Source organism: Streptomyces sp. NPDC093225, from assembly GCF_044753805.1.
Lineage (GTDB): Bacteria > Actinomycetota > Actinomycetes > Streptomycetales > Streptomycetaceae > Streptomyces.
This window is the reverse complement of record NZ_JBIVNX010000001.1, coordinates 163166-184516: the sequence shown is the minus strand read 5'-3', so window position 1 is coordinate 184516 and position 21351 is coordinate 163166. Positions and strand designations below refer to the sequence as shown.

General features: G+C 76.5%; 2 protein-coding genes. Both read right to left on the bottom strand.

Translation table 11 applies throughout. The features are described from left to right. Positions 1–90 precede the first annotated feature (90 nt). Entirely contained in the window at positions 91–15945 is a 15855-nt protein-coding gene (locus ACIQCH_RS00520; RefSeq protein ID WP_402576366.1) for a type I polyketide synthase, read from the bottom strand. A gap of 275 nt (positions 15946–16220) precedes the next feature. After that, entirely contained in the window at positions 16221–21230 is a 5010-nt protein-coding gene (locus tag ACIQCH_RS00515) for a type I polyketide synthase (RefSeq protein WP_402576365.1), read from the bottom strand. Between the last annotated feature and the right edge of the window lie 121 nt (positions 21231–21351).

The window sequence follows — 21351 nt, the reverse complement described above, 5'->3', positions numbered from 1 at the left end:
GTCGTCAAGGTCGTCGGAGCGGCCACGGCCGTTCCGTGCAGGTGGTGGTCCGGGCTCCGCCGGTCGCGGTGCCCGTGGTCTCGGCGCCGGTCAGGACAGGCCGAGTTCGTCGTCGAGGAGGTCGAAGAGCTCGTCGGCCGTGGCGGCCTGGATGTCCCGCTCTCCGGCGGTGCCGTCCGGTGCACTGTGCGTGTCGTTCCACTTCGCCATGAGGTCTCGCAGCCGGGCGGTGATGCCGGCGCGGTCGGCGTCGTCGGGCGCGACCGCCGCGAGGAGGGATTCGAGCGTGTCGAGTTCCGCGTGGACGGAGGGGCGGCCGGCGCCGTCACGGCCGATCCGCTCCCCGATGTACGCGGCGAGCGCCGCAGGTGACGGGTAGTCGAAGATCAGCGTGACGGGGAGCCGGAGCCCGGCGGCGGCGGTGAGCCGGTTCCGCAGGTCGACCGCGGTCAGCGAGTCGAAGCCCAGGTCGAGGAAGCCCCGTTCGGCGTCGACGTCGTCGGCCGTGCCGTGGCCGAGGACCGCGGCGATCTGGCCGCGTACCAGCTCGTCCAGGGCCTGGCCCCGGTCCGCGGCCGACAGGCCCGCGAGCCGGTCCGCCAGGGTGCCCGCCGGTTCGGCGGCGTGCCCGGAGGCGGCCCGGGCCGCGGGGGCGGCGGCCCGGCGCGCCGGGGTGCGGACGAGTCCGCGCAGCAGCGGCGGCAGGGTGCCGTCGGCGGCCTGGGCGCGCAGGACGGCCGGTTCGACGCGCATCGGGACGAGGACGGCCTCGTCCACGCTCCGGGCGGCGTCGAAGAGGGCCAGGCCCTCGTCGGGGGCGAGTCCGGTGACACCGGCGCGCGCCATCCGCGTGCGGTCGGCCTCGTCGAGGGCGCCGGCCATGCCGTCGGCGGTGGCCCACAGGCCCCAGGCCAGGGAGCTCGCGGCCAGGCCGCGGGCCGCCCGGTGCTGGGCGAGGGCGTCCAGGAACGCGTTGGCGGCGGCGTAGTTGCCCTGCCCCGGAGCGCCGAAGGAGCCGGCGACCGAGGAGAACAGCACGAAGGCGGAGAGCGGGTGGCCCTCGGTGAGCTCGTGCAGGTTCCAGGCCGCGTCGACCTTCGGCCGCAGGACGGTGTCGAGGCGTTCGGGGGTGAGGGAGTCGATGATGCCGTCGTCCAGGACGCCGGCCGCGTGGACGACCGCGGTCAGCGGCCGGTCGGCGGGTACGGCGGCCAGGACGGCCGCCAGCGCGTCCCGGTCGGCGGCGTCGCACGCCGCCCAGGTCACCTCGGTGCCCAGGGCCGCCAGTTCGCGGGCGAGGTCCGCCGCGCCGGGCGCTGCGTCACCGCGGCGGCCGAGCAGCAGCAGGTGCCGTACGCCGTGGGTGGCGGCGAGGTGGCGGGCGACGAGCCGGCCGAGGGTGCCGGTGGCGCCGGTGACCAGGACGGTTCCGCCGGTGTCGGACGCGGCGTGGTCGGGGCGGGCCCGGTCGGCCCGGTGCCGGCCGGCCTCCCTGCGGGCGGTGCGGCGCAGGCGGAAGGCGTACGCCCGGCCCGCCCGCAGGGCGAACTGCGGCTCGTCGCCGGCGAGCGCGGCGGCCAGGGCGTCGAGGGAGGCGTCCGAGCCGTCGGTGTCGGCCAGGACGAACCGGCCGGGGTTCTCCGACTGGGCCGAGCGCACCAGGCCCCAGACCGTGGCGTGGGCCAGGTCGGTGACGTGGTCCCCCGGTACGGCGGCCACGGTGCCCCGGGTGAGCAGGACCAGCCGGGAGCCGTCGAGCCGCTCCTCGGCCAGCCATTCCTGGACCAGGGCGAGTGCGTGGTGCGCGGCAGTGCGGGCGGCGGTGCCCCGGCCGTCGGCGCCGGCGGTGCCGGTCAGCGGGACGATGACGACGTCCGGTGCGGGGGCGCCCGCGGCGAGCCGTTCGCGCAGCGCGGCGAGGTGCGGGTGGGCGTCGAGCGGCTCGCCGCCGATGCGGAACTCCGCCCGGTCCGGTCCCAGCACGGCCCAGCGTTCGCCGGCCGGGACCGCGCCGGCGGCCGGCGGGAGGCCGGTCCACTCCACGCCGAACAGGGACTCGTGGTGGGCGCTCCGGTCGGTGCCCAGCGCGTCCGCGGCGACGGGTCGCAGGACCAGCGACTCGACCGAGGCCACCGGGACGCCGGCGGGGTCGGCGAGGTCCAGGGCGAGGCCGCCGGCGGCGCCGGCGGTGATGCGGACCCGCAGTCCGGTCGCGCCGGCCGCGTGCAGCCGGACGCCGGTCCAGGCGAACGGCAGCCGGGCGCCGTCCGGTTCGGCGCCGGTGCCGACGGGTGCGCCGGTGTCGCCGGGTGCGCCGGTGTCGCCGGGTGCGCCGGTGTCGCCGGGTGCGCCGAGGCCGATGGCGTGGAGGGCGGCGTCGAGGAGCGCCGGGTGCACGCCGTAGTCGGCTGCGTCGGTCCCGTACGCCTCGTCGAGCGTGACCTCGGCGAAGAGTTCGCCGTCGCGGCGCCAGGCGGCGCGCAGGCCCTGGAACACCGGCCCGTAGCCGAGGCCGGCCGCGGCCGCGGCCGGGTAGAAGCCGTCGGTGGGGACCGGTTCGGCGCCGGCCGGCGGCCACTGGGACAGGTCGGCGGGGCGGTGCGGGGCGGTGGGGACGAGGACGCCGGTGGCGTGCCGGGTCCACGGCTCGTGCGCGGGGGCGTCGGCCGGCCGCGCGTGCAGGGTCAGGGTGCGGCGGCCCGCGTCGTCGGCGGCGTCGACGGCCACCTGCAGCTGGACGGCACCCTGGTCCGCGAGGGTCAGCGGCGCCTCGATGGCCAGTTCCTCGAGGGTGTCGCAGCCGACGTCCGCGCCGGCCCGCAGGGCGAGTTCGACGAAGGCGGTGCCGGGCAGCAGGACGGTGTCCATGACCGTGTGGTCGGCCAGCCAGGGGTGGGTGGTCACGGCCAGGCGTCCGGTGAGGACCAGGCCGTCGGAGGCGGGCAGCGGGACGGCGGCGCCGAGCAGCGGGTGGTCGGGGGTGTCGAGGCCGGCGGCCAGCACGTCCTCGACGGAGACGCCCACGTCGAGCCAGTAGCGCTTGCGCTGGAAGGGGTAGGTCGGCAGGTCGACGGGCCGGGCGCCGGTGCCGGCGAGGAACGCGGTCCAGTCGACGGCGACGCCGTGGACGTGGGCCCGGGCCAGGGCGGCGGCGAGGGTCTCGGCCTCGGGGCGGTCCGTGCGCAGCACGGGGACGCACGGGGCGGGCTCCGCGGTGTCGACGAGGCAGTCCTGGGCGAGCGCGGACAGGGTGCCGTCGGGGCCGAGTTCGACGTACGCCGTGGCGCCGGCCGCGTCCAGGGCGCGCATGCCGTCGAGGAAGCGGACGGCCTCGCGGACGTGCCGGACCCAGAAGTCGGCGGAGGTCATCTCGTCGGTGACGAGCGCGCCGGTCAGCAGGGACACGACGGGCAGGCGCGGGGCCTCGTAGACCAGTCCCTCGGCGACCTTGCGGAAGTCGGCGAGCATGCCGTCCATGTGCGGCGAGTGGAAGGCGTGGCTGACGCTCAGGCGCCTGGTCTTGCGGCCGCGGGCCTCGAACGCGGCCGCGACGGCGAGGGCGGCGTCCCCGTCTCCGGAGACGACCACCGACCGCGGGCCGTTGACCGCGGCGACGGCGAGGCGGTCGGGGTCGGTCAGCAGCGGGCGGACCTCGTCCTCCGACGCCTGGACCGCGATCATCACGCCGCCGGCCGGGAGGGCCTGCATCAGCCGGCCGCGGGCGGCGACCAGTTCGGCGGCGTCCTGGAGGGAGAGGACACCCGCGACGTGGGCGGCGGTGATCTCGCCGATGGAGTGGCCGGCGAGCAGGTCGGGGCGCAGGCCCCAGCCGTCGAGCAGTCGGAACAGGGCGGTCTCGACGGCGAACAGGGCGGGCTGGGCGTACTCCGTCCGGTCCAGCAGGGCGGCGTCGGATCCGAACAGCACCTGCTTCAGGGGGAGTTCGATGTGGCGGTCGAGTTCGGCGGACACCTCGTCCAGGGCGGCCGCGAAGGCGGGGTGGGCGTGGTACAGCTCACGGCCGGTGCCCAGGCGCTGGCTGCCCTGCCCGGTGAAGAGGAACGCCGTCCGGTTCTCGCGGGCGGTGCCGCGGACCAGCACGGGGGCCTCCTCGCCGCGGGCGAGTGCGTCCAGGCCCCGGAGCAGTCCGTCGCGGTCCGTGGCGAGCAGGGCGGCCCGCTGCTCCAGGGCCGAGCGGCCGGCCGCCAGGGTCAGGGCGAGGTCGGCGGCGTCCAGGCCGGTGTCGGTGAGGACGCGGGTGTGCAGGCGGCGGGCCTGGGCGCGCAGGGCGTCCTCGCCGCGGGCGGACAGGACGACCGGCACGACCGGCGGCCGGACGGCCTCCGGGGCGGAGGGGGTGGCGGGGGCCGGGGCGGGCCGGGGGGCCTCCTCGATGATGGCGTGGGCGTTGGTGCCGCTGATGCCGAAGGAGGAGACGCCGGCGCGGCGCGGGCGGCCCGTCTCGGGCCAGGCCACCTGCTCGGTGAGCAGGGACACGGCGCCCGCCGACCAGTCGACGTGCGGGGTCGGCTCGTCCACGTGCAGGGTCTTCGGGAGCACGCCGTGGCGCATCGCCATGACCATCTTGATGACGCCGGCGACACCGGCGGCGGCCTGGGTGTGCCCGAGGTTGGACTTGACCGAACCGAGCAGCAGCGGCCGGTCGGCGTCGTGCTCGCGGCCGTACGTCGCCAGCAGGGCCTGTGCCTCGATCGGGTCGCCGAGGGTGGTGCCGGTGCCGTGGGCCTCGACGACGTCGACGTCGGCGGCGGTGAGGCCGGCGTGGGCGAGGGCCTGGCGGATGACGCGCTGCTGCGAGGGCCCGTTGGGGGCGGTCAGGCCGTTGGAGGCGCCGTCCTGGTTGACGGCGGAGCCGCGGAGCACGGCCAGGACCTGGTGGCCGTTGCGGCGGGCGTCGGAGAGCCGCTCCAGCAGGAGCACGCCCGCGCCCTCGCCCCAGCCGGTGCCGTCGGCGGCGGCCGCGAAGGACTTGCAGCGGCCGTCGGCGGCGAGGCCGCGCTGGCGGCTGAACTCGATGAAGGTGCCCGGCGTGAACATGACGGTGACGCCGCCGGCCAGGGCCAGCGAGCACTCGCCGTTGCGCAGGGCCTGCGCCGCGAGGTGCAGGGCGACCAGCGAAGAGGAGCAGGCGGTGTCGACGGTGACCGCCGGGCCCTCCAGGCCGAAGGTGTACGCGACGCGGCCGGAGACGACGCTGCTGGAGCTGCCGGTGCCGAGGTAGCCCTCGACGCCGTCGGGCACGGCGTGGAGCCGGGCGCCGTAGTCGTGGTACATGACGCCGGCGAAGACGCCGGTGCGGGTGCCGCGGACGGCGGACGGGGCGATGCCGGCCCGTTCGAAGACCTCCCAGGTGGTCTCCAGCAGCAGGCGCTGCTGGGGGTCCATCGCGAGGGCCTCGCGCGGGGAGATCCCGAAGAAGGAGGCGTCGAACTCGGCGGCGTCGTGCAGGAAGCCGCCCTCGCGGGCGTACGAGGTGCCCGGGTGCTCGGGGTCGGGGTGGTAGAGGGCCTCGGTGTCCCAGCCGCGGTTCTCGGGGAGGCGGGTGATGCCGTCCTCGCCGGCGGCCAGCAGCTCCCACAGGTCCTCGGGGGTGCGGACGTCACCGGGGTAGCGGCAGCTCATCGCGATGATGGCGACGGGCTCGTCGTCGGCCACGGCCGCCGGGGGCGACGGGACCACGGGGCCGGCCGCGGTGTCCGGCTGCGGGTCGCCGATGAGCTCGGTCCGCAGGTGGCGGGCCAGGGCGGTGGGGTCCGGGTAGTCGAAGATCAGGGTGGCGGGCAGCCGCAGGGCGGTGGCGGCACCCAGCCGGTTGCGCAGTTCCACGGCGGTGAGCGAGTCGAAGCCCAGCTCCTTGAACGCCCGGCCCGAGTCGACCTCGGCCGGCCCGGCGTGTCCGAGCACCGCCGCGACCTGCGTCCGCACCAGGTCCAGCAGGGCCCGGTCCTGTTCGGGGCCGGTCATCCCGGCCAGCCGGGCCGGCAGCCCGGACTCGCCGTCGGCGGCTGCGGCGGCCGCGGACCGGCGTGCCACGCCCCGGACGAGGCCGCGCAGCAGCGGGGCGATGGCGCCGGCGGCGGCCAGGGGACGCAGGGCGTCGGTGTCGACGCGCATCAGGGCCACGGACGGCTCGTCGAGCGAGACGGCGGTGTCGAACAGCTCCAGGCCGTCGGCGGCGGTCAGCGGGGGCAGTCCGGCCCGGCGCATCCGGTTGACGTCCGCGGCGTCCAGGGCGCCCGCCATGCCGTCGGCGACGGCCCACAGGCCCCAGGCGAGCGCGGTGGCCGGCAGGCCGGCGGCCCGGCGGTGCTGGGCGAGGGAGTCGAGGAAGGAGTTGGCGGCCGCGTAGTTGGCCTGGCCGGGGCCGCCGAACAGGCCGGAGGTGGAGGAGAACAGGACGAAGGCCGTGAGGTCCAGGTCCCGGGTCAGCTCGTGCAGGTGCCAGGCCGCGTCCACCTTGGGGCGCAGCACCGCGGACACCCGGTCGGGGGTCAGTGAGGAGAGGACGCCGTCGTCGAGGACGCCGGCGGTGTGGACGACGCCGGTGAGCGGGTGCTCGGCCGGGATGCCGGCGAGCAGGGCGGCGAGCGCGTCCCGGTCGGCCGCGTCGCAGGCGGCCCAGGTGGCGGTGGCACCCGATCCGGCCAGGTCGGCGGCGAGTTCGGCGGCACCGGGGGCGTCGGCGCCGCGGCGGCCGACGAGGAGCAGGTGGCGTACGCCGTGGACGGCGGCCAGGTGGCGGGCGACCAGCCCGCCGAGGGCCCCGGTGGCGCCGGTGACCAGGACCGTGCCGTGCGGGCCGAAGGCCGGGGTGCGGTCGGGGGCGGCGGTACGGGCGGCGCCGTCGGTGCGGTCCGTCCGGTCGGTGGCGGCGGGATCGCCGGTCCGGTCGGTGGCGCCGGGGGCGTTCGTCCCGGCCACTTCGACGCGGGCGAGGCGCGGGACGAGCACGGTGCCGGAGCGCAGGGCGAACCGCTCCTCGTCCGTGGCGAGCGCGGCCCGCAGGGCGGCCTCGTCGGCACCGGTCCCGGCGTCGACGAGGGCGATGCGCCCGGGGTTCTCGGTCTGGGCCGAGCGCAGCAGGCCCCAGACGGTGGCGGCGGCGAGGTCGGTCACGTCCTCACCGGGTGCCGCGGCGACCGCGCCGCGGGTGACGCAGACCAGCCGGGCGGCCGCGAACCGCGCGTCCGCGAGCCACGCCCGGGCGAGTGCCAGGGCGTCGTGGGCCGCCGCGTGCACGGCCTGCGCGGTCAGGGGTCCGGGCGCCGGGGCGAGGACGTGGACGACCTCGTCCGGTACGGGCGCGCCCGCGTCGACCGCCGCGGCCAGCGCCGTGAGGTCGGGGTACCGCTCGGCGTCCGCGGGGCACACCGGGTCCGCCGCGCCGAGGACGGCGTAGCGGGCCGTGGTGGCCGGGTTCCGGGGAGCGGGGTCCTGGGCGGCGGGGCCGGCGGGCCGGGTCCACTGCTGGCGGAACACGGACGCGTGGTGGGTGCGGGCGGTGTGCAGCCGGTCGGCGCTGACCGGGCGCAGGCCCAGCGACTCGACGAGCGCGACGGGGGCGCCGGCGGCGTCGGCGATCTCCAGCCGGACGCCTTCGGCTCCCGCGGGGGTGAGGCGGACGCGCAGCGCCGCGGCCCCGCCCGCGTACAGCGAGACCCCGCTCCAGGCGAAGGGCAGCCGGCCGCGGCCGTCGTCGGCGCCGATGCCCGCCAGGCCGATCGCGTGCAGGGCGGCGTCGAGCAGCGCGGGGTGCAGGCCGAACCGGCCCGCCTGGTCCTCGGCGCCCTCGGGCAGCCGGACCTCGGCGTACACGGCGCCGTCGAGCTGCCACGCGGTGGCCAGGCCGCGGAAGACGGGGCCGTAGGCGAAGCCGATGGCGTCGAGCGCCTCGTACCGGCCTTCGAGCGGCAGTTCGGTGGCGCCGGGCGGGGGCCACGCGGTCAGCTCGAAGGCGGCGGCCGGGCGGCCGTCCTCGGCGAGGACGCCGACGGCGTGCCGGGTCCAGGGCTCCTCGGCGGCCAGGCCCTCGGCGCGGGAGTGCAGGGCGAACGGGCGTCGGCCGGCCGCGTCGGCGGCGCCGACCCCGAGGCGCAGCCGGACGCCGCCGTGCTCGGGCAGCACCAGGGGTGCTTCGAGGGTGAGCTCTTCGAGGTGGTCGCAGCCGAGCTGGTCGCCGGCCCGGGTGGCGAGTTCGACGAAGGCGGTGCCGGGCAGCAGGACGTTGCCGAGGACGGCGTGGTCGGCGAGCCAGGGGTGGGTGGTGAGGGAGAGGCGTCCGGCGAAGACCATGCCGTCGGAGTCCGGCAGGGCGACGCCGGCGGTGAGCAGCGGGTGGGCGGCGTCGTCGAGGCCGATGGCGGCGACGTCGCCGTGGAAGGCGCCGGCGGGGACCGCGGGCCAGTACCGCTGCCGCTGGAAGGGGTAGGTGGGCAGGTCCACGCGCCGGGGGCCGGTGCCGGAGGCCTCGAAGTACGCCCGCCAGTCGACGCGGAGGCCGTGGGCGTGGGCCCGGGCGAGGGCGGTGGCCAGGGTTCCGGCCTCGTCGCGGCCCTTGCGCAGGAGCGGCACGAAGACCGCGTCCTCGGTGACGCACTCCTGGGCGAGGGCGGACAGCACGCCGTCCGGGCCGAGTTCGACGTACGAGGTCACTCCGCCGGCTTCGAGGGCGCGGACGGCGTCGAGGAAGCGGACCGTCCCGCGGACGTGCCGCACCCAGTAGTCGGCCGTGCCCATCTCGTCGGTGACGGGGGCGCCGGTCAGGCAGGACACGAGCGGGATGCGCGGGGCCTCGAAGGACAGTTCCTCCACGACCCGGCGGAAGTCGTCGAGCATGCCGTCCATGTGCGGGGAGTGGAAGGCGTGGCTGACGGTGAGCCGCTTGGTCTTGCGGCCCTGCGCCTCGAAGGCGTCGGCGACCGCGGCCACCGCGGTCTCGTCGCCGGCGAGCACCACGGACCGCGGGCCGTTGACCGCGGCGACGGACACCCGCCCCGCGAGCAGCGGCAGCACCTCGTCCTCGGCGGCCTCCACCGCGACCATCACGCCACCGGCGGGCAGCGCCTGCATGAGGCGGCCGCGGGCCGCGACCAGCGTGCACGCGTCGTCGAGCGTGAGCACTCCGGCGACGTGGGCGGCCGATATCTCGCCGATCGAGTGGCCGGCCAGGTGGTCGGGCCTCAGGCCCCACGACTCCACGAGCCGGAACAGGGCGACCTCGAGGGCGAACAGGGCCGGCTGGGTGTACTCCGTCCGGTCGAGGAGGTCACCATCGGCGCCGAACAGCACGTCCTTCAGGGGGAGTTCGAGGTGGGCGTCCAGGCGGGCGCAGACCGCGTCGAGCGCGTCCGCGAACATCGGGTGGGCGGCGTACAGTTCGCGGCCCGTGCCGGGGCGCTGGCTGCCCTGCCCGGTGAACAGGAACGCGGTCCGGCCCGCGAGCGGCGTTCCCTCGACGAGGGCGGCGGACGGGCCGCCGTCCGCCAGGGTCCGCAGCGCGGACAGCAGCGCGGCACGGTCGGCGGCCACCACGGCGGCGCGGTGCTCGAAGGCGGAGCGGCCGACGGCCAGGGAGAAGCCGAGGTCGGCCGGGCGCAGGGCGGGGTGGCGGAGGGCGTGGGCGTGCAGGGCGCGGGCCTGGTCGCGCAGGGCGTCCCGGGTGCGGGCGGACAGGATCCACGGGAGGGGGGCGGCCGGGCGGGGGTCGGCGGGCTCCGCCTCGGACCCGGTCCGGGTCCCGGCTCCCGACGCGGTCCCGGGTTCCGTTGCGGCATCGGGTTCCGTTGCGACATCGGGTCCCGTCGCGGTCTCCGCTGCCGCCGCGGTCCCGGGTCGCGTCGCGGTCGCGGGGTCCGTCGTCGGGGCCTGCTCGACGATGGTGTGGGCGTTGGTGCCGCTGATGCCGAAGGAGGAGATGCCGGCGCGGCGCGGGCGTCCGGTCTCCGGCCAGGCCGTCGCCTCGGTCAGCAGGGCGACGTCGCCGGCGGTCCAGTCGACGTGCGGGGTGGGCTCGTCGACGTGCAGGGTCCGCGGCAGCACCCCGTGCTGCATCGCGAGCACCATCTTGATCACGCCGGCGACGCCGGCGGCCGCCTGCGTGTGGCCGAGGTTCGACTTGATCGAGCCGAGCAGCAGCGGCCGGTCGGCGGGGCGGTCCTGGCCGTAGGTGGCCAGCAGGGCCTGGGCCTCGATCGGGTCGCCGAGCCGGGTCCCGGTGCCGTGGGCCTCGACGGCGTCCACGTCGGCGGCGGACAGCCCGGCCCCGGCCAGCGCCTGGCGGATGACGCGCTGCTGGGACGGCCCGTTGGGGGCGGTCAGCCCGTTGCTGGCGCCGTCCTGGTTGACGGCCGAGCCCCGGACCAGGGCCAGCACCGGGTGGCCGTGGCGGCGGGCGTCGGAGAGCCGCTCGACGAGCAGCATGCCGAGGCCCTCGCCCCAGCCGGTGCCGTCGGCGGCCGCCGCGAAGGCCTTGATGCGGCCGTCGGCGGCCAGGCCGCGCTGGCGGCTGAAGTCGACGAACGAGGCGGGCGTGGACATCACGGTCACGCCGCCGGCCAGCGCCATGGTGCATTCGCCGGCCCGCAGGGCCTGGATGGCCCAGTGCAGGGCGACCAGCGAGGACGAGCAGGCGGTGTCGACGGTGACGGCCGGGCCCTCCAGGCCCAGCACGTAGCTGACGCGTCCGGAGACGACGCTCGCCGCGTTGCCGGTGCCGAGGAAGCCCTCGGTGCCGTCGGGAGCGGCGAGGATGACGTCGAGGTAGTCCTGCCCGTTGGTGCCGGTGAAGACGCCGATCCGCTCGCCGCGCACGCTCGCGGGGGCGATGCCCGCCCGCTCGAAGGCCTCCCACGAGGTCTCCAGCAGCAGCCGCTGCTGCGGGTCCATGGCCAGGGCCTCGCGCGGGGAGATCCCGAAGAAGGCCGGGTCGAACCCGGTGGCGTCGGCGAGGAACCCGCCCTCGCGGACGTACGTCGTGTTCTCGGTGCGGGACTCCGGGTCGTAGAGGCCCTCCAGGTCCCAGCCGCGGTCGGTGGGGAATCCGGCGACGGCGTCGCGCCCGTCGAGGAGGAGCTCCCACAGCCGCTCGGGGGTGTCCACCCCGCCGGGGAAGCGGCAGCTCATGCCGACGATCGCGATGGGGTCGTCCTCGGCGTCCCCGGGGGCCGGCCGGTGCGCCGCGGCGCCCGCGGCGGCCGGGTCGGCGGCGCCGAGCAGCTCGTCCTGGAGGAAGGCCGCCAGGGCGAGGGAGTTGGGGTAGTCGAAGATCAGGGTGGCGGGCAGGCGCAGGCCGGTACGGGCGGTGAGGAGGTTGCGGATCTCGACCGCGGTGAGGGAGTCGAAGCCGAGGTCGCGGAAGGCGAGGGCCGGATCGACGGAGGCCGGGCCGGGGTGGCCGAGGACGGCCGCGATCTGGGTGCGGACGAACTCCAGCGCGAGCGCGTCGCGTTCAGCGGCCGGCGCGTGGGCGAGCCGGTGGGCGAGGGAGTCGGCGGCCGGGTCTGCGGCCGCGGTGTCGGGGGTGCCGGTCGCGGAGAGGGCGCGTACCGCCTCGGGCAGGTCGGCGATCAGCGGGCAGGGGCGTACGGCGGTCAGGCCGGGCGCCAGCCGCTCCCAGTCGATGTCGGCGACGACGGACGAGGTCTCGTCGAGGGTCAGGGCGGTGTGCAGGGCCGACAGGGCGAGTTCGGGGGCGAGCGCCGGGAGGCCGGCGGCCCGCAGCCGCTCGGCGACCGCCCGGTCGGTGGCCATGCCCCCGTCGGCCCAGGCGCCCCAGGAGACGACGGTGGCGGGCAGTCCCTCGGCGCGGCGCACCTCGGCGAGGGCGTCCAGGGAGGCGTTGGCGGCGGCGTAGTTGGCCTGCCCGGCGGCGCCGAAGGCGGCGGCGACGGAGGAGAAGAGCACGAACGCGGAGAGGTCCGGCCCGCGCGTCAGCTCGTGCAGGATCCCGGCCGCGTACGCCTTGGCGCGCAGGACGCCGGCCAGGCGGGCCGGGGTCTGGGCGTCGAGGACGCCGTCGTCGAGCACGCCGGCGGCGTGGACGACCGTGGTCAGCGGCAGTTCGGCCGGGATGCCGGCGAGCAGCCCGGCGACGGCGTCGCGGTCGGTGACGTCGCAGGCGGCGAGGGTGACGCGGGCGCCCAGGCCGCGGAGTTCGGCCGCGAGGTCGGCGGCGCCGTCGGCGTCGGGGCCGCGGCGGCTGACGAGCAGCAGGTGGGCGGCGCCGTTGCGGGCGAGCCAGCGGGCCACGTGGCCGCCGAGGGCGCCGGTGCCGCCGGTGATCAGGGCGGTGCCGGAGGCGGTCCGGTCGGCGGCGGGGGCCTGGTCGCGGGGGGCGCGGACCAGTCGGCGGACGAAGACTCCGGTGGACCGGACGGCGAGGTGGTCCTCGGTGCCGGGGCCGGCGAGCACGTCGGCGAGGCGTGCGGCGGACCGCTCGTCGGGGGTCGGGGGCAGGTCGACGAGGCCGCCCCAGCGGGTCGGGAGTTCGAGGGCGGCGGTGCGGCCGAAGCCCCACACGGCGGCCTGGGCGGGTGCGGTGAGCCGGTCGGAGCGGCCGGTGGACACCGCGCCCCGGGTGGCGGCCCACAGGGGTGCGTGGACGTCGGCGTCGCCGAGGGCCTGGACGAGGGCGAGGGTGGCGGCGAGTCCGGCGGTGAGCGCCGGGTCCTCCGGGTGCGGCTGCTCGTCGAGGGCGAGCAGGGAGAGCACGCCGGCGGGCGCCTGCGTGCCGGTGTCGGCCGCGAGTGCCGCGATCCGGTGGGCGAGGGCGGCCCGGTCGTCCGACGCGGTGTCGACGGCGAGGGTGGCGAGGGTGGCGCCGCGGGCGGCCAGGGCCTCGGCGGCGGCCACGGCCCAGGGGTCGGCGGCGTGGTCGGCGGGCACGGCGAGGAGCCAGTGGCCGCCGGCGGGGGCAGCGGGGGCGCTGTCGGCGAGCGGCTTCCAGGTGATCCGGTAGCGCCAGCCGGCGACGGTGTCGTGGTCGCGGTGGCGGCGGTGCCAGGCCGACAGGGCGGGCAGCACGCCGCTGAGCGGCTCGTCGCCGGCGACGCCGAGGATGCCGGCCAGCGCGCCCGGGTCCTCGCTGTCCACGGCCGCCCAGAACCGGGCGTCGAGGGCGCCGGTCGCCCGGCCGTCCGTGGGCGCGGCGGCGTCGGTGAACGGGTCGCGGGGCCAGTACAGCTCGCGCTGGAAGGCGTACGTCGGCAGCTCGACGCGGCGGGTGCCGGTCCCGGCGAAGCGGGCGGTCCAGTCCGGGGAGAGCCCGCGGACGTGGGCGCCGGCCACGGCGGCGGTGAGGGAGCGGGCCTCGGGGCGGTCGGGGCGCAGGGCGGGCAGGAACGCGGCGGCGCGGGGGCCGGTGGCGGTCAGGCAGTCCCGGCCGAGGGCGGAGAGGACGCCGTCGGGGCCGAGTTCGACGTGCGCGGTGACGCCGCGGCTCTCCAGCCAGCGGACGGTGTCGAGGAAGCGGACGGCTTCGCGGACGTGCCGGACCCAGAAGTCCGCGGAGGCCATGTCCGCGCCCGCGAGGGCGCCGGTCAGGCAGGAGACGACCGGGATCTGCGGGGTCCGGTAGGTGAGCCGCTCGGCCACCTCGCGGAAGGCGTCGAGCATGCCGTCCATCAGCGGGGAGTGGAAGGCGTGGCTGACGGTGAGCCGCTTGGTCTTGCGGCCCTGCGCCTCGAAGGCCCCGGCGATCGCGACGGCCGCGGCCTCGTCGCCGGAGACGACCACCGCCTGCGGTCCGTTGACCGCGGCGATGCCCACGCCCTCGGTCCCGACCAGCAGCGGGAGGACCTCGTCCTCCGACGCCTGGACGGCGATCATCGCGCCACCGGTCGGCAGCGCCTGCATCAGCCGGCCGCGGGCGGCGACCAGGGTGCAGGCGTCGTCCAGCGAGAACACGCCGGCCACGTGGGCGGCGGCGATCTCGCCGATGGAGTGGCCGGCCAGGAAGTCCGGCTTCAGTCCCCAGGACTCCACCAGCCGGAACAGGGCGACCTCGACGGCGAACAGGGCCGGCTGGGCGTACTCCGTCCGGTCCAGGAGGGCCGCGTCGGTCCCGAACAGCACCTCCTTCAGGGGGCGCGCCAGCAGCGGGTCGACCCGCTCGCACACCGCGTCCAGGGCTCCGGCGAACACGGGCTCCGCGGCGTACAGTTCCCGGCCCGCCCCGAGCCGCTGGCTGCCCTGCCCGGTGAAGAGGAACGCCAGCTTGCCCTCGGTGACGGTCCCTTCGACCACGTCGGCCGAGGGGCGGCCCTCGGCGAGCGCGGCCAGCCCGGCGAGCAGCCCGTCGCGGTCCTGCGCGACGACCGCGGCACGGCGGTCGAGGGCGGCCCGGGTGAGGGCCTGCGCGGGGGCGACCTCCTCGACCTGGAGGCCGGGCCGGGCGGTGAGGTGGGTGTGCAGGGCGGCGGCCTGGGCGCGCAGGGCGGCCCCGGTCTTGCCGGACAGGACGACCGGCAGGACGGCCGCGGCTGCGGTGGCGTCGGGGGCGGGCTCGTCCGGGGTGCTGCCGTCGGGGGCGGGCTCGTCGCCGCTCTCCAGGATGAGGTGGGCGTTGGTACCGCTCATGCCGAAGGACGAGACGCCGATCCGGCGGGGGCCCTCGGTGCGCGGCCACGGCCGGGCCTCGGTGAGCAGCGACACCTCCCCCGCGGACCAGTCGACGTGCGGGGTGGGCTCGGACACGTGCAGGGTCCGCGGCAGCAGTCCGTGCCGCATGGCCATCACGCTCTTGATGACGCCGGCGACACCCGCCGCGGCCTGGGCGTGGCCGATGTTGGTCTTGAGCGAGCCCAGCCACAGCGGGCGGCCGTCGGGCCGGTCCTGGCCGTACGTGGCGATGATCGCCTGCGCTTCGATCGGGTCGCCGAGGCCGGTCCCGGTGCCGTGCGCCTCGACGGCGTCGACCTGGTCGGGGGTGAGCCGGGCGTTGGAGAGCGCCTGCAGGATGACGCGCTGCTGGGAGGGCCCGTTGGGGGCGGTCAGGCCGTTGGAGGCACCGTCCTGGTTGACGGCCGAACCGCGGATGACGGCCAGGACGTGGTGTCCCCTGCGGCGGGCGTCGGAGAGCCGCTCGACGAGGAGGACGCCCACGCCCTCGGCGAGGCTGAAGCCGTCGGCGTCGGGCGAGAACGCCTTGCAGCGGCCGTCGACGGCGAGGCCGCGCTGCTTGCTGTAGTCGATGAAGGTGCCGGGGGCGGCCATCAGGGTGGCGCCGCCGGCGAGGGCGAGCGAGCACTCGCCGTTGCGCAGGGCCTGGACCGCCAGGTGCAGGGCGACCAGCGAGGAGGAGCAGGCGGTGTCGACGGTGACGGCCGGACCCTCCAGGCCGAAGGTGTACGACAGGCGGCCCGAGGCGACGCTCGCCGCGTTGCCGGTGCCGAGGTAGCCCTCCACGTTCTCGGAGGAACTCAGCAGCGCCGTCAGGTAGTCGTGGCTGCTGGTGCCGACGAACACGCCGACCTGCTTGCCGCGCAGCGACGTCGGGTCGACTCCCGCGCGTTCGAACGCCTCCCAGGACGTCTCCAGCAGCAACCGCTGCTGCGGGTCCATGGCCAGGGCCTCGCGCGGCGAGATCCCGAACAGCGAGGGGTCGAAGCGGGCGAAGTCCCGGACGAAGCCGCCCTGGTCGGCGTAGCTGGTGCCCGGGTTCTCCGGGTCGGGGTGGTAGACGGTCTCCAGGTCCCAGCCGCGCTCGGCGGGGAACCCGCTGATGGCGTCGGTCTCGTCGACGACCAGCTGCCACAGCTCCTCCGGCGAGGCGGCCCCGCCCGGGTAGCGGCAGCCCATGCCGACGACGGCGATGGGCTCCTGGCTCTTCGCCTCGGCGTCGCGGAGCCGCTGGCGCGTCTCCCGCAGGTTCGCCGTGACCAGCTTCAGGTAGTCCCGCAGCGTCTCTTCATTCGCCATGTAACGCAACCACCCATTTGCAGCCGACGGCATCGGAATACTGTGCTGAGCCGAGAACGAATTGGAAAAGGCGGCCGCTCCGCCGTCCGGCTCGACCGATCGGGACGATGTGCCGGAGCGTGGATATCGGAGTGACTGCTCGGGGGCAGGCTATTGACGGCGCAATCCCGGCTACAACCCCTAGCCGCCCCCTAGGCACCCCTGCATTGAGCTGCGAAATGGGGCCAGCCCCCTGCTCGAATTCGCAGGGGGCTGGCCATCTTCACCGTTGGGACGACGAATCGTCAATAACGTCCGAGGTCCTCGTTGATAAAGGCGAACAGTTCCTCGTCGCTGGCGTCCCGGAGGAGGTCGACCCCGTCCGGCACCCCGTCGGCGTCGGCACCCTGCGCACCGCCGTGCCCGGTCCCCGCGCCGTCCCGGGCGGCCGTACCGGCGGCCGGGCCGCCGACCGGCCCCTCGCCGTCGTTCCACTTCGCCAGCAGCGCCTGCAGCCGCATCGTCACCCGTGCCCGGACGACGCCGTCGGAGGTCCCGCGTTCCAGGACGGTCTCCAGCCGGTCGAGCTCCTCCAGCAGCGGCGCGCCGCCCGCCGCCGCGTCGGGCACGATCCCGGCCCGCAGGTACGCGGCCACGGCGGCCGGGGTGGGGTGGTCGAACACCAGGCTGGCCGGCAGCTTCAGGCCGCTGACCGCGCCGAGCCGGTTGCGCAGCTCGACGGAGGTGAGGGAGTCGAAGCCGAGGTCCTTGAACGCGCGCGCGGCCTCGACGGCGGTCAGGTCGGGGTGGCCGAGGACGGCCGCGACGGCCGCGCGGACCAGGTCGAGCAACAGGCGCTCCTGCTCGACCTCGGGCAGCCCGGCGAGCTGCCGGGCGAGCGGGACTCCCCCGGTCAGGTCCTCGACGGAGTCGCGTTCCGCGCTCTCGACGGTCTGCCGCGCCTCGGGGAGTTCGAGCAGGAGCGGCCGGGGCCGGTCGGCGGTGAACGCGAGGGTGAACCGCTTCCAGTCCATGTCCACGACGGTGAGGGCGGTCTCGTCGCGGTCGAGGGCGTGCCGGAGGGCGGCCAGGGTCCGTTCGGGCTGCATGGCGAGGATGCCGTGCCGCCGCATCCGGTCACCGGCCGCACCGCCGCCCCCGCCCGCACTGTCCCACGGGCCCCAGGCGAGGGAGGTGGCGGGGAGGCCGGCGGCCCTGCGGTACTCGGCGAAGGCGTCGAGGAAGGCGTTGCCGGGGGCCTGGTTGCCCTGGCCGGGGGCGCCGAAGGTGGCGGCGAAGGAGGAGAAGAGCACGAAGGCCGACAGGTCCAGGTCCCGGGTCAGCTCGTGCAGGTGCCGGGTGGCGTCGACCTTGACCCGCAGGACGGCGGCCACGCGCTCGGGGGTGAGCGTCTCGATGACCCCGTCGTCCACGGCCGCGGCGGCGTGGAACACGGCGGTGAGCGGCCGGTCGGCGGGGATGTCCGCGAGGAGCGCGGCGAGGGCGTCGCGGTCGCCGACGTCGCAGGCCGCGAGGGTGACGTGCGTGCCGAGCGCGGTGAGTTCCTCGCGCAGTGCGGCGGCGCCCGGGGCGTCGGGGCCGCGGCGGCTGGTGAGCACCAGGTGCTCGGCGCCGTTCGCCGCGAGCCAGCGGGCGACGTGCGCGCCGAGCGCGCCCGTACCGCCCGTGACCAGCGTGGTCCCGGAGGGACGCCAGTCACGGACCTGGGGCGTCCCCTCCAGGCGGGCGCGGACGAGGCGTCGTCCGAGGATCCCGGCGGGGCGTACGGCGACCTGGTCCTCGGAACCGTCACCGGCCAGCACCGTCACGAGCCGGTCGAGGGTCCGGGCGTCGGCCTGCGGGGGCAGGTCGACCAGGCCGCCCCAGCGGCCGCCCTGCTCCATGGAGGCGACACGGCCCAGACCCCACAGGAGGGCCTGCTCGGGGTCCTCGATCCGGTCGGACCGCCCGGCGGCGACCGCGCCGCGCGTGACGCACCACAGGGGCGCGGCGACCTCGGCGTCGCCGAGCGCCTGGGACAGCGCGAGGCCCGCGCCGAAGTGCTCCCCGCCACCGAGGGCGAGGAGGGAGAGGACGCCGGTCCAGGCGGGTTCTCCGGCGGCGGCCTCGAGCGCGGCGGTCAGGGTCGCGCGGTCGGCGGTGGCCGTCGCGACGGTCACGGTACGCACCTCCGCGCCGCGCTCGGCGAGGGCGCCCGGCACGGCGTCGACCGCGTCGGCGCCGGGGCCGGACGGCCCCTCGGGCACGACGACCAGCCAGGCCCCGGACATGCGGGTGGCGGCGGCCTCGGCGAGCGGCTTCCACGTGACCCGGTAGCGCCAGCCGTCGACCGCGGACTCCTCACGACTCCGGCGCCGCCACGAGGAGAGCCCCGGAAGGACCTCGCCGAGCGACCGGACCGTGTCCGGGGCTTCGAGGGCGAGTGCCTCGGCCAGGGCCGTCACGTCCTCGCGTTCGACGGCGTCCCAGAAGCGGGCGTCCAGCACACTCTCCGCCACCGGCCCCGCAGCCTCGGCCGGGGCCGCCTCCGGCCAGTACCGCCGCGACTGGAACGCGTACGTGGGCAGCTCGACCCGACCTGCCCCGGTGCCCTCGAACACCGTGCCCCAGTCCACCCCCACACCACGCACCCACGCCTCGGCCAGCGACAGCCACAACCGCTCCAAGCCACCCTCGTCCCGGCGCAACGAGCCCAGAACGGCCGCCTCACGACCCGCGTCCTCGACCGTCTCCTGGATGCCCACCGTCAACACCGGATGCGGACTCGACTCCACGAACACACCGAAGCCCTGCTCGAGGAGCGTGCGCGTCGCCGACTCGAACTCCACGGTCCGGCGAAGATTGCGGAACCAGTACCCGGCATCCAGCTCCGGCCCCTTCACCCACTCCCCCGTCACCGTCGACAGGAACGGCACCTCCGCATCCCGGGGCGCGATCGGCGCCAACAGCTCCGCCAGCTCCTCGCGGAGCAACTCCACCTGCGCCGAGTGGGAGGCGTAGTCCACCGCGATCCGCTTCGCCCGCACACCCTCGGCCCCACACGCGGCCAGGAACTCGTCCAGCGCCTGCGCCTCACCGGACACCACCACGGACGAGGGCCCGTTGGCCGCGGCCACCGAGATCCGCTCCTCGCCCCACGGCGCGATCCGCTCCCGCACCTGCGCAGCCGGCAACGGCACGGACACCATGCCGCCCAGGCCCGCCAGCACCCGACCGATGGCCTGACTCCGCAACGCCACCACCCGCGCCGCGTCCTCCAACGACAGGATCCCCGCCACGCACGCCGCGGCGATCTCACCCTGCGAATGACCCACCACCGCACCCGGACGCACCCCAGCAGCACGCCAGGCCTCCGCGAGCGACACCATCACCGCGAACAGCGCCGGCTGCACCACGTCCACCCGGTCCAGCGACGGCGCGGCATCGACACCACGCAACACGTCCACCAACGACCAGTCGGTGAAAGGCTCCAGCGCCTTCGCACACTCACCGATCCGGGCGGCGAAGACCGGCGAGGAATCCAGCAGCCCCGCCGCCATGCCCACCCACTGCGAACCCTGCCCCGGGAACACGAACGCCGTCTTCCCACCGACCACCGAGCCGGACACGACACCCGCGGCCAGGCCTCCCGACGCCACCGCACCGACCCCCGCACGGTGGTCGCCGAAGACCACGGCCCGGTGCTCCAGCGCAGCGCGGGTGACCGCCAGCGACCACCCCACGTCCACCGGGTCCGCCGTCGGGTCACCGGCCACGCGGTCCGCGAGCCGTTCGGCCTGCGCCCGCAGCGCGGCCGCGGTGCGGCCCGACAGGACCCACGGCACCGCCGACCCCGGCACCGCGGAGCGCGCCTCGGCACCGCCCGGGGTCGCCGCCCCCGCGTCGCCTCCCGCCTCCTCCAGCGCCTGCTCCGGTGCCTGCTCCACGATCACGTGCGCGTTCGTCCCGCTGAACCCGAACGACGACACACCCGCACGGCGCGGACGGGAGGTCTCGGGCCACGGCGTCCGCTCCGCGAGCAGGGCGACGGCGCCGGACTCCCAGTCCACGTGCGGGGACGGCTCGTCGATGTGGAGGCTCCGCGGCAGCACGCCGTGCTGCATGGCCAGCACCATCTTCATCACACCGGCCACACCCGCCGCGGCCTGCGCGTGCCCGATGTTCGACTTGACGGACCCCAGCAGCAGCGGCCGGTCCGCCGGGCGGTCCTGCCCGTACGTCGCGAGCAGCGCCTGCGCCTCGATCGGGTCGCCGAGCGAGGTGCCCGTACCGTGCGCCTCGACCGCGTCGACCTGGTCGGCGGAGAGCCGGGCGTTGGCGAGGGCCTGGCGGATGACGCGCTGCTGCGAGGGCCCGTTGGGGGCGGTCAGGCCGTTGGAGGCACCGTCCTGGTTGATCGCCGTACCGCGGACCAGGGCCAGGACGGGGCGGCCGTTCCTGCGCGCGTCGGAGAGGCGTTCGAGCAGCAGCACGCCCACGCCTTCGGCGGGGCCGAAGCCGTCGGCTCCGGCCGCGAACGCCTTGCACCGGCCGTCCGCGGACAGCCCGCGCTGCTTGCTGAACTCCACGAAGAGGCCGGGGGTGGACATCACGTGCACGCCGCCCACGACGGCCAGGGTGCACTCCCCCGCCCGCAGCGCCTGCACCGCCAGGTGCAGCGCGACCAGCGAGGCCGAGCAGGCGGTGTCGACCGTGACGGCCGGCCCCTCCAGCCCGAACGTGTAGGAGAGCCGGCCGGACAGGACGCTGGAGGCGTTGCCGGTGCCGAGGTGGCCCGCGTAGTCCTCGGCCGCCTCGAGCAGCGGGGTCAGGTAGTCCGAGCCGTTCATGCCGACGAACACGCCGCACTGGCTGCCGCGCAGTCCGCCCGGGTCGATGCCGGCCCGCTCGAACGCCTCCCAGGAGGTCTCCAGCAGCAGCCGCTGCTGCGGGTCCATGGCCATGGCCTCGCGCGGGGAGATCCCGAAGAAGTCCGCGTCGAAGGCGGCGGCACCGCGCAGGAAGCCGCCCTCGCGGGTGGTCGAGGTGCCCTGGTCGTCGGGGTCGTCGGAGAAGAGGTGCTCCAGGTCCCAGCCGCGGTCGGTGGGGAATTCGGTGAGGGCGTCGCCGCCGGAGGCGAGGAGTTCCCACAGCGCCTCGGGGGTCGCGACGCCCCCGGGGAAGCGGCAGCTCATCGCCGTGACGGCGATGGGCTCGTGCGCCTGGCTTTCGATGTCCCGCAGGCGTCCGTACGCCTCGTCGAGATCCGTCGTGACCTTCTTGAGGTATTCGCGGAGCTTTGCTTCGTTCGCCACTGGGGCTTCACCTATTCGCATGGTCGAGACCGTGGAGGGACTCAGGGGAATTCAAGAGAGTTCGGGGAACCGCGGAGGGCCCCCGAGGATATGTGAGGGAATTCGGCGGGACGGGGCCGTA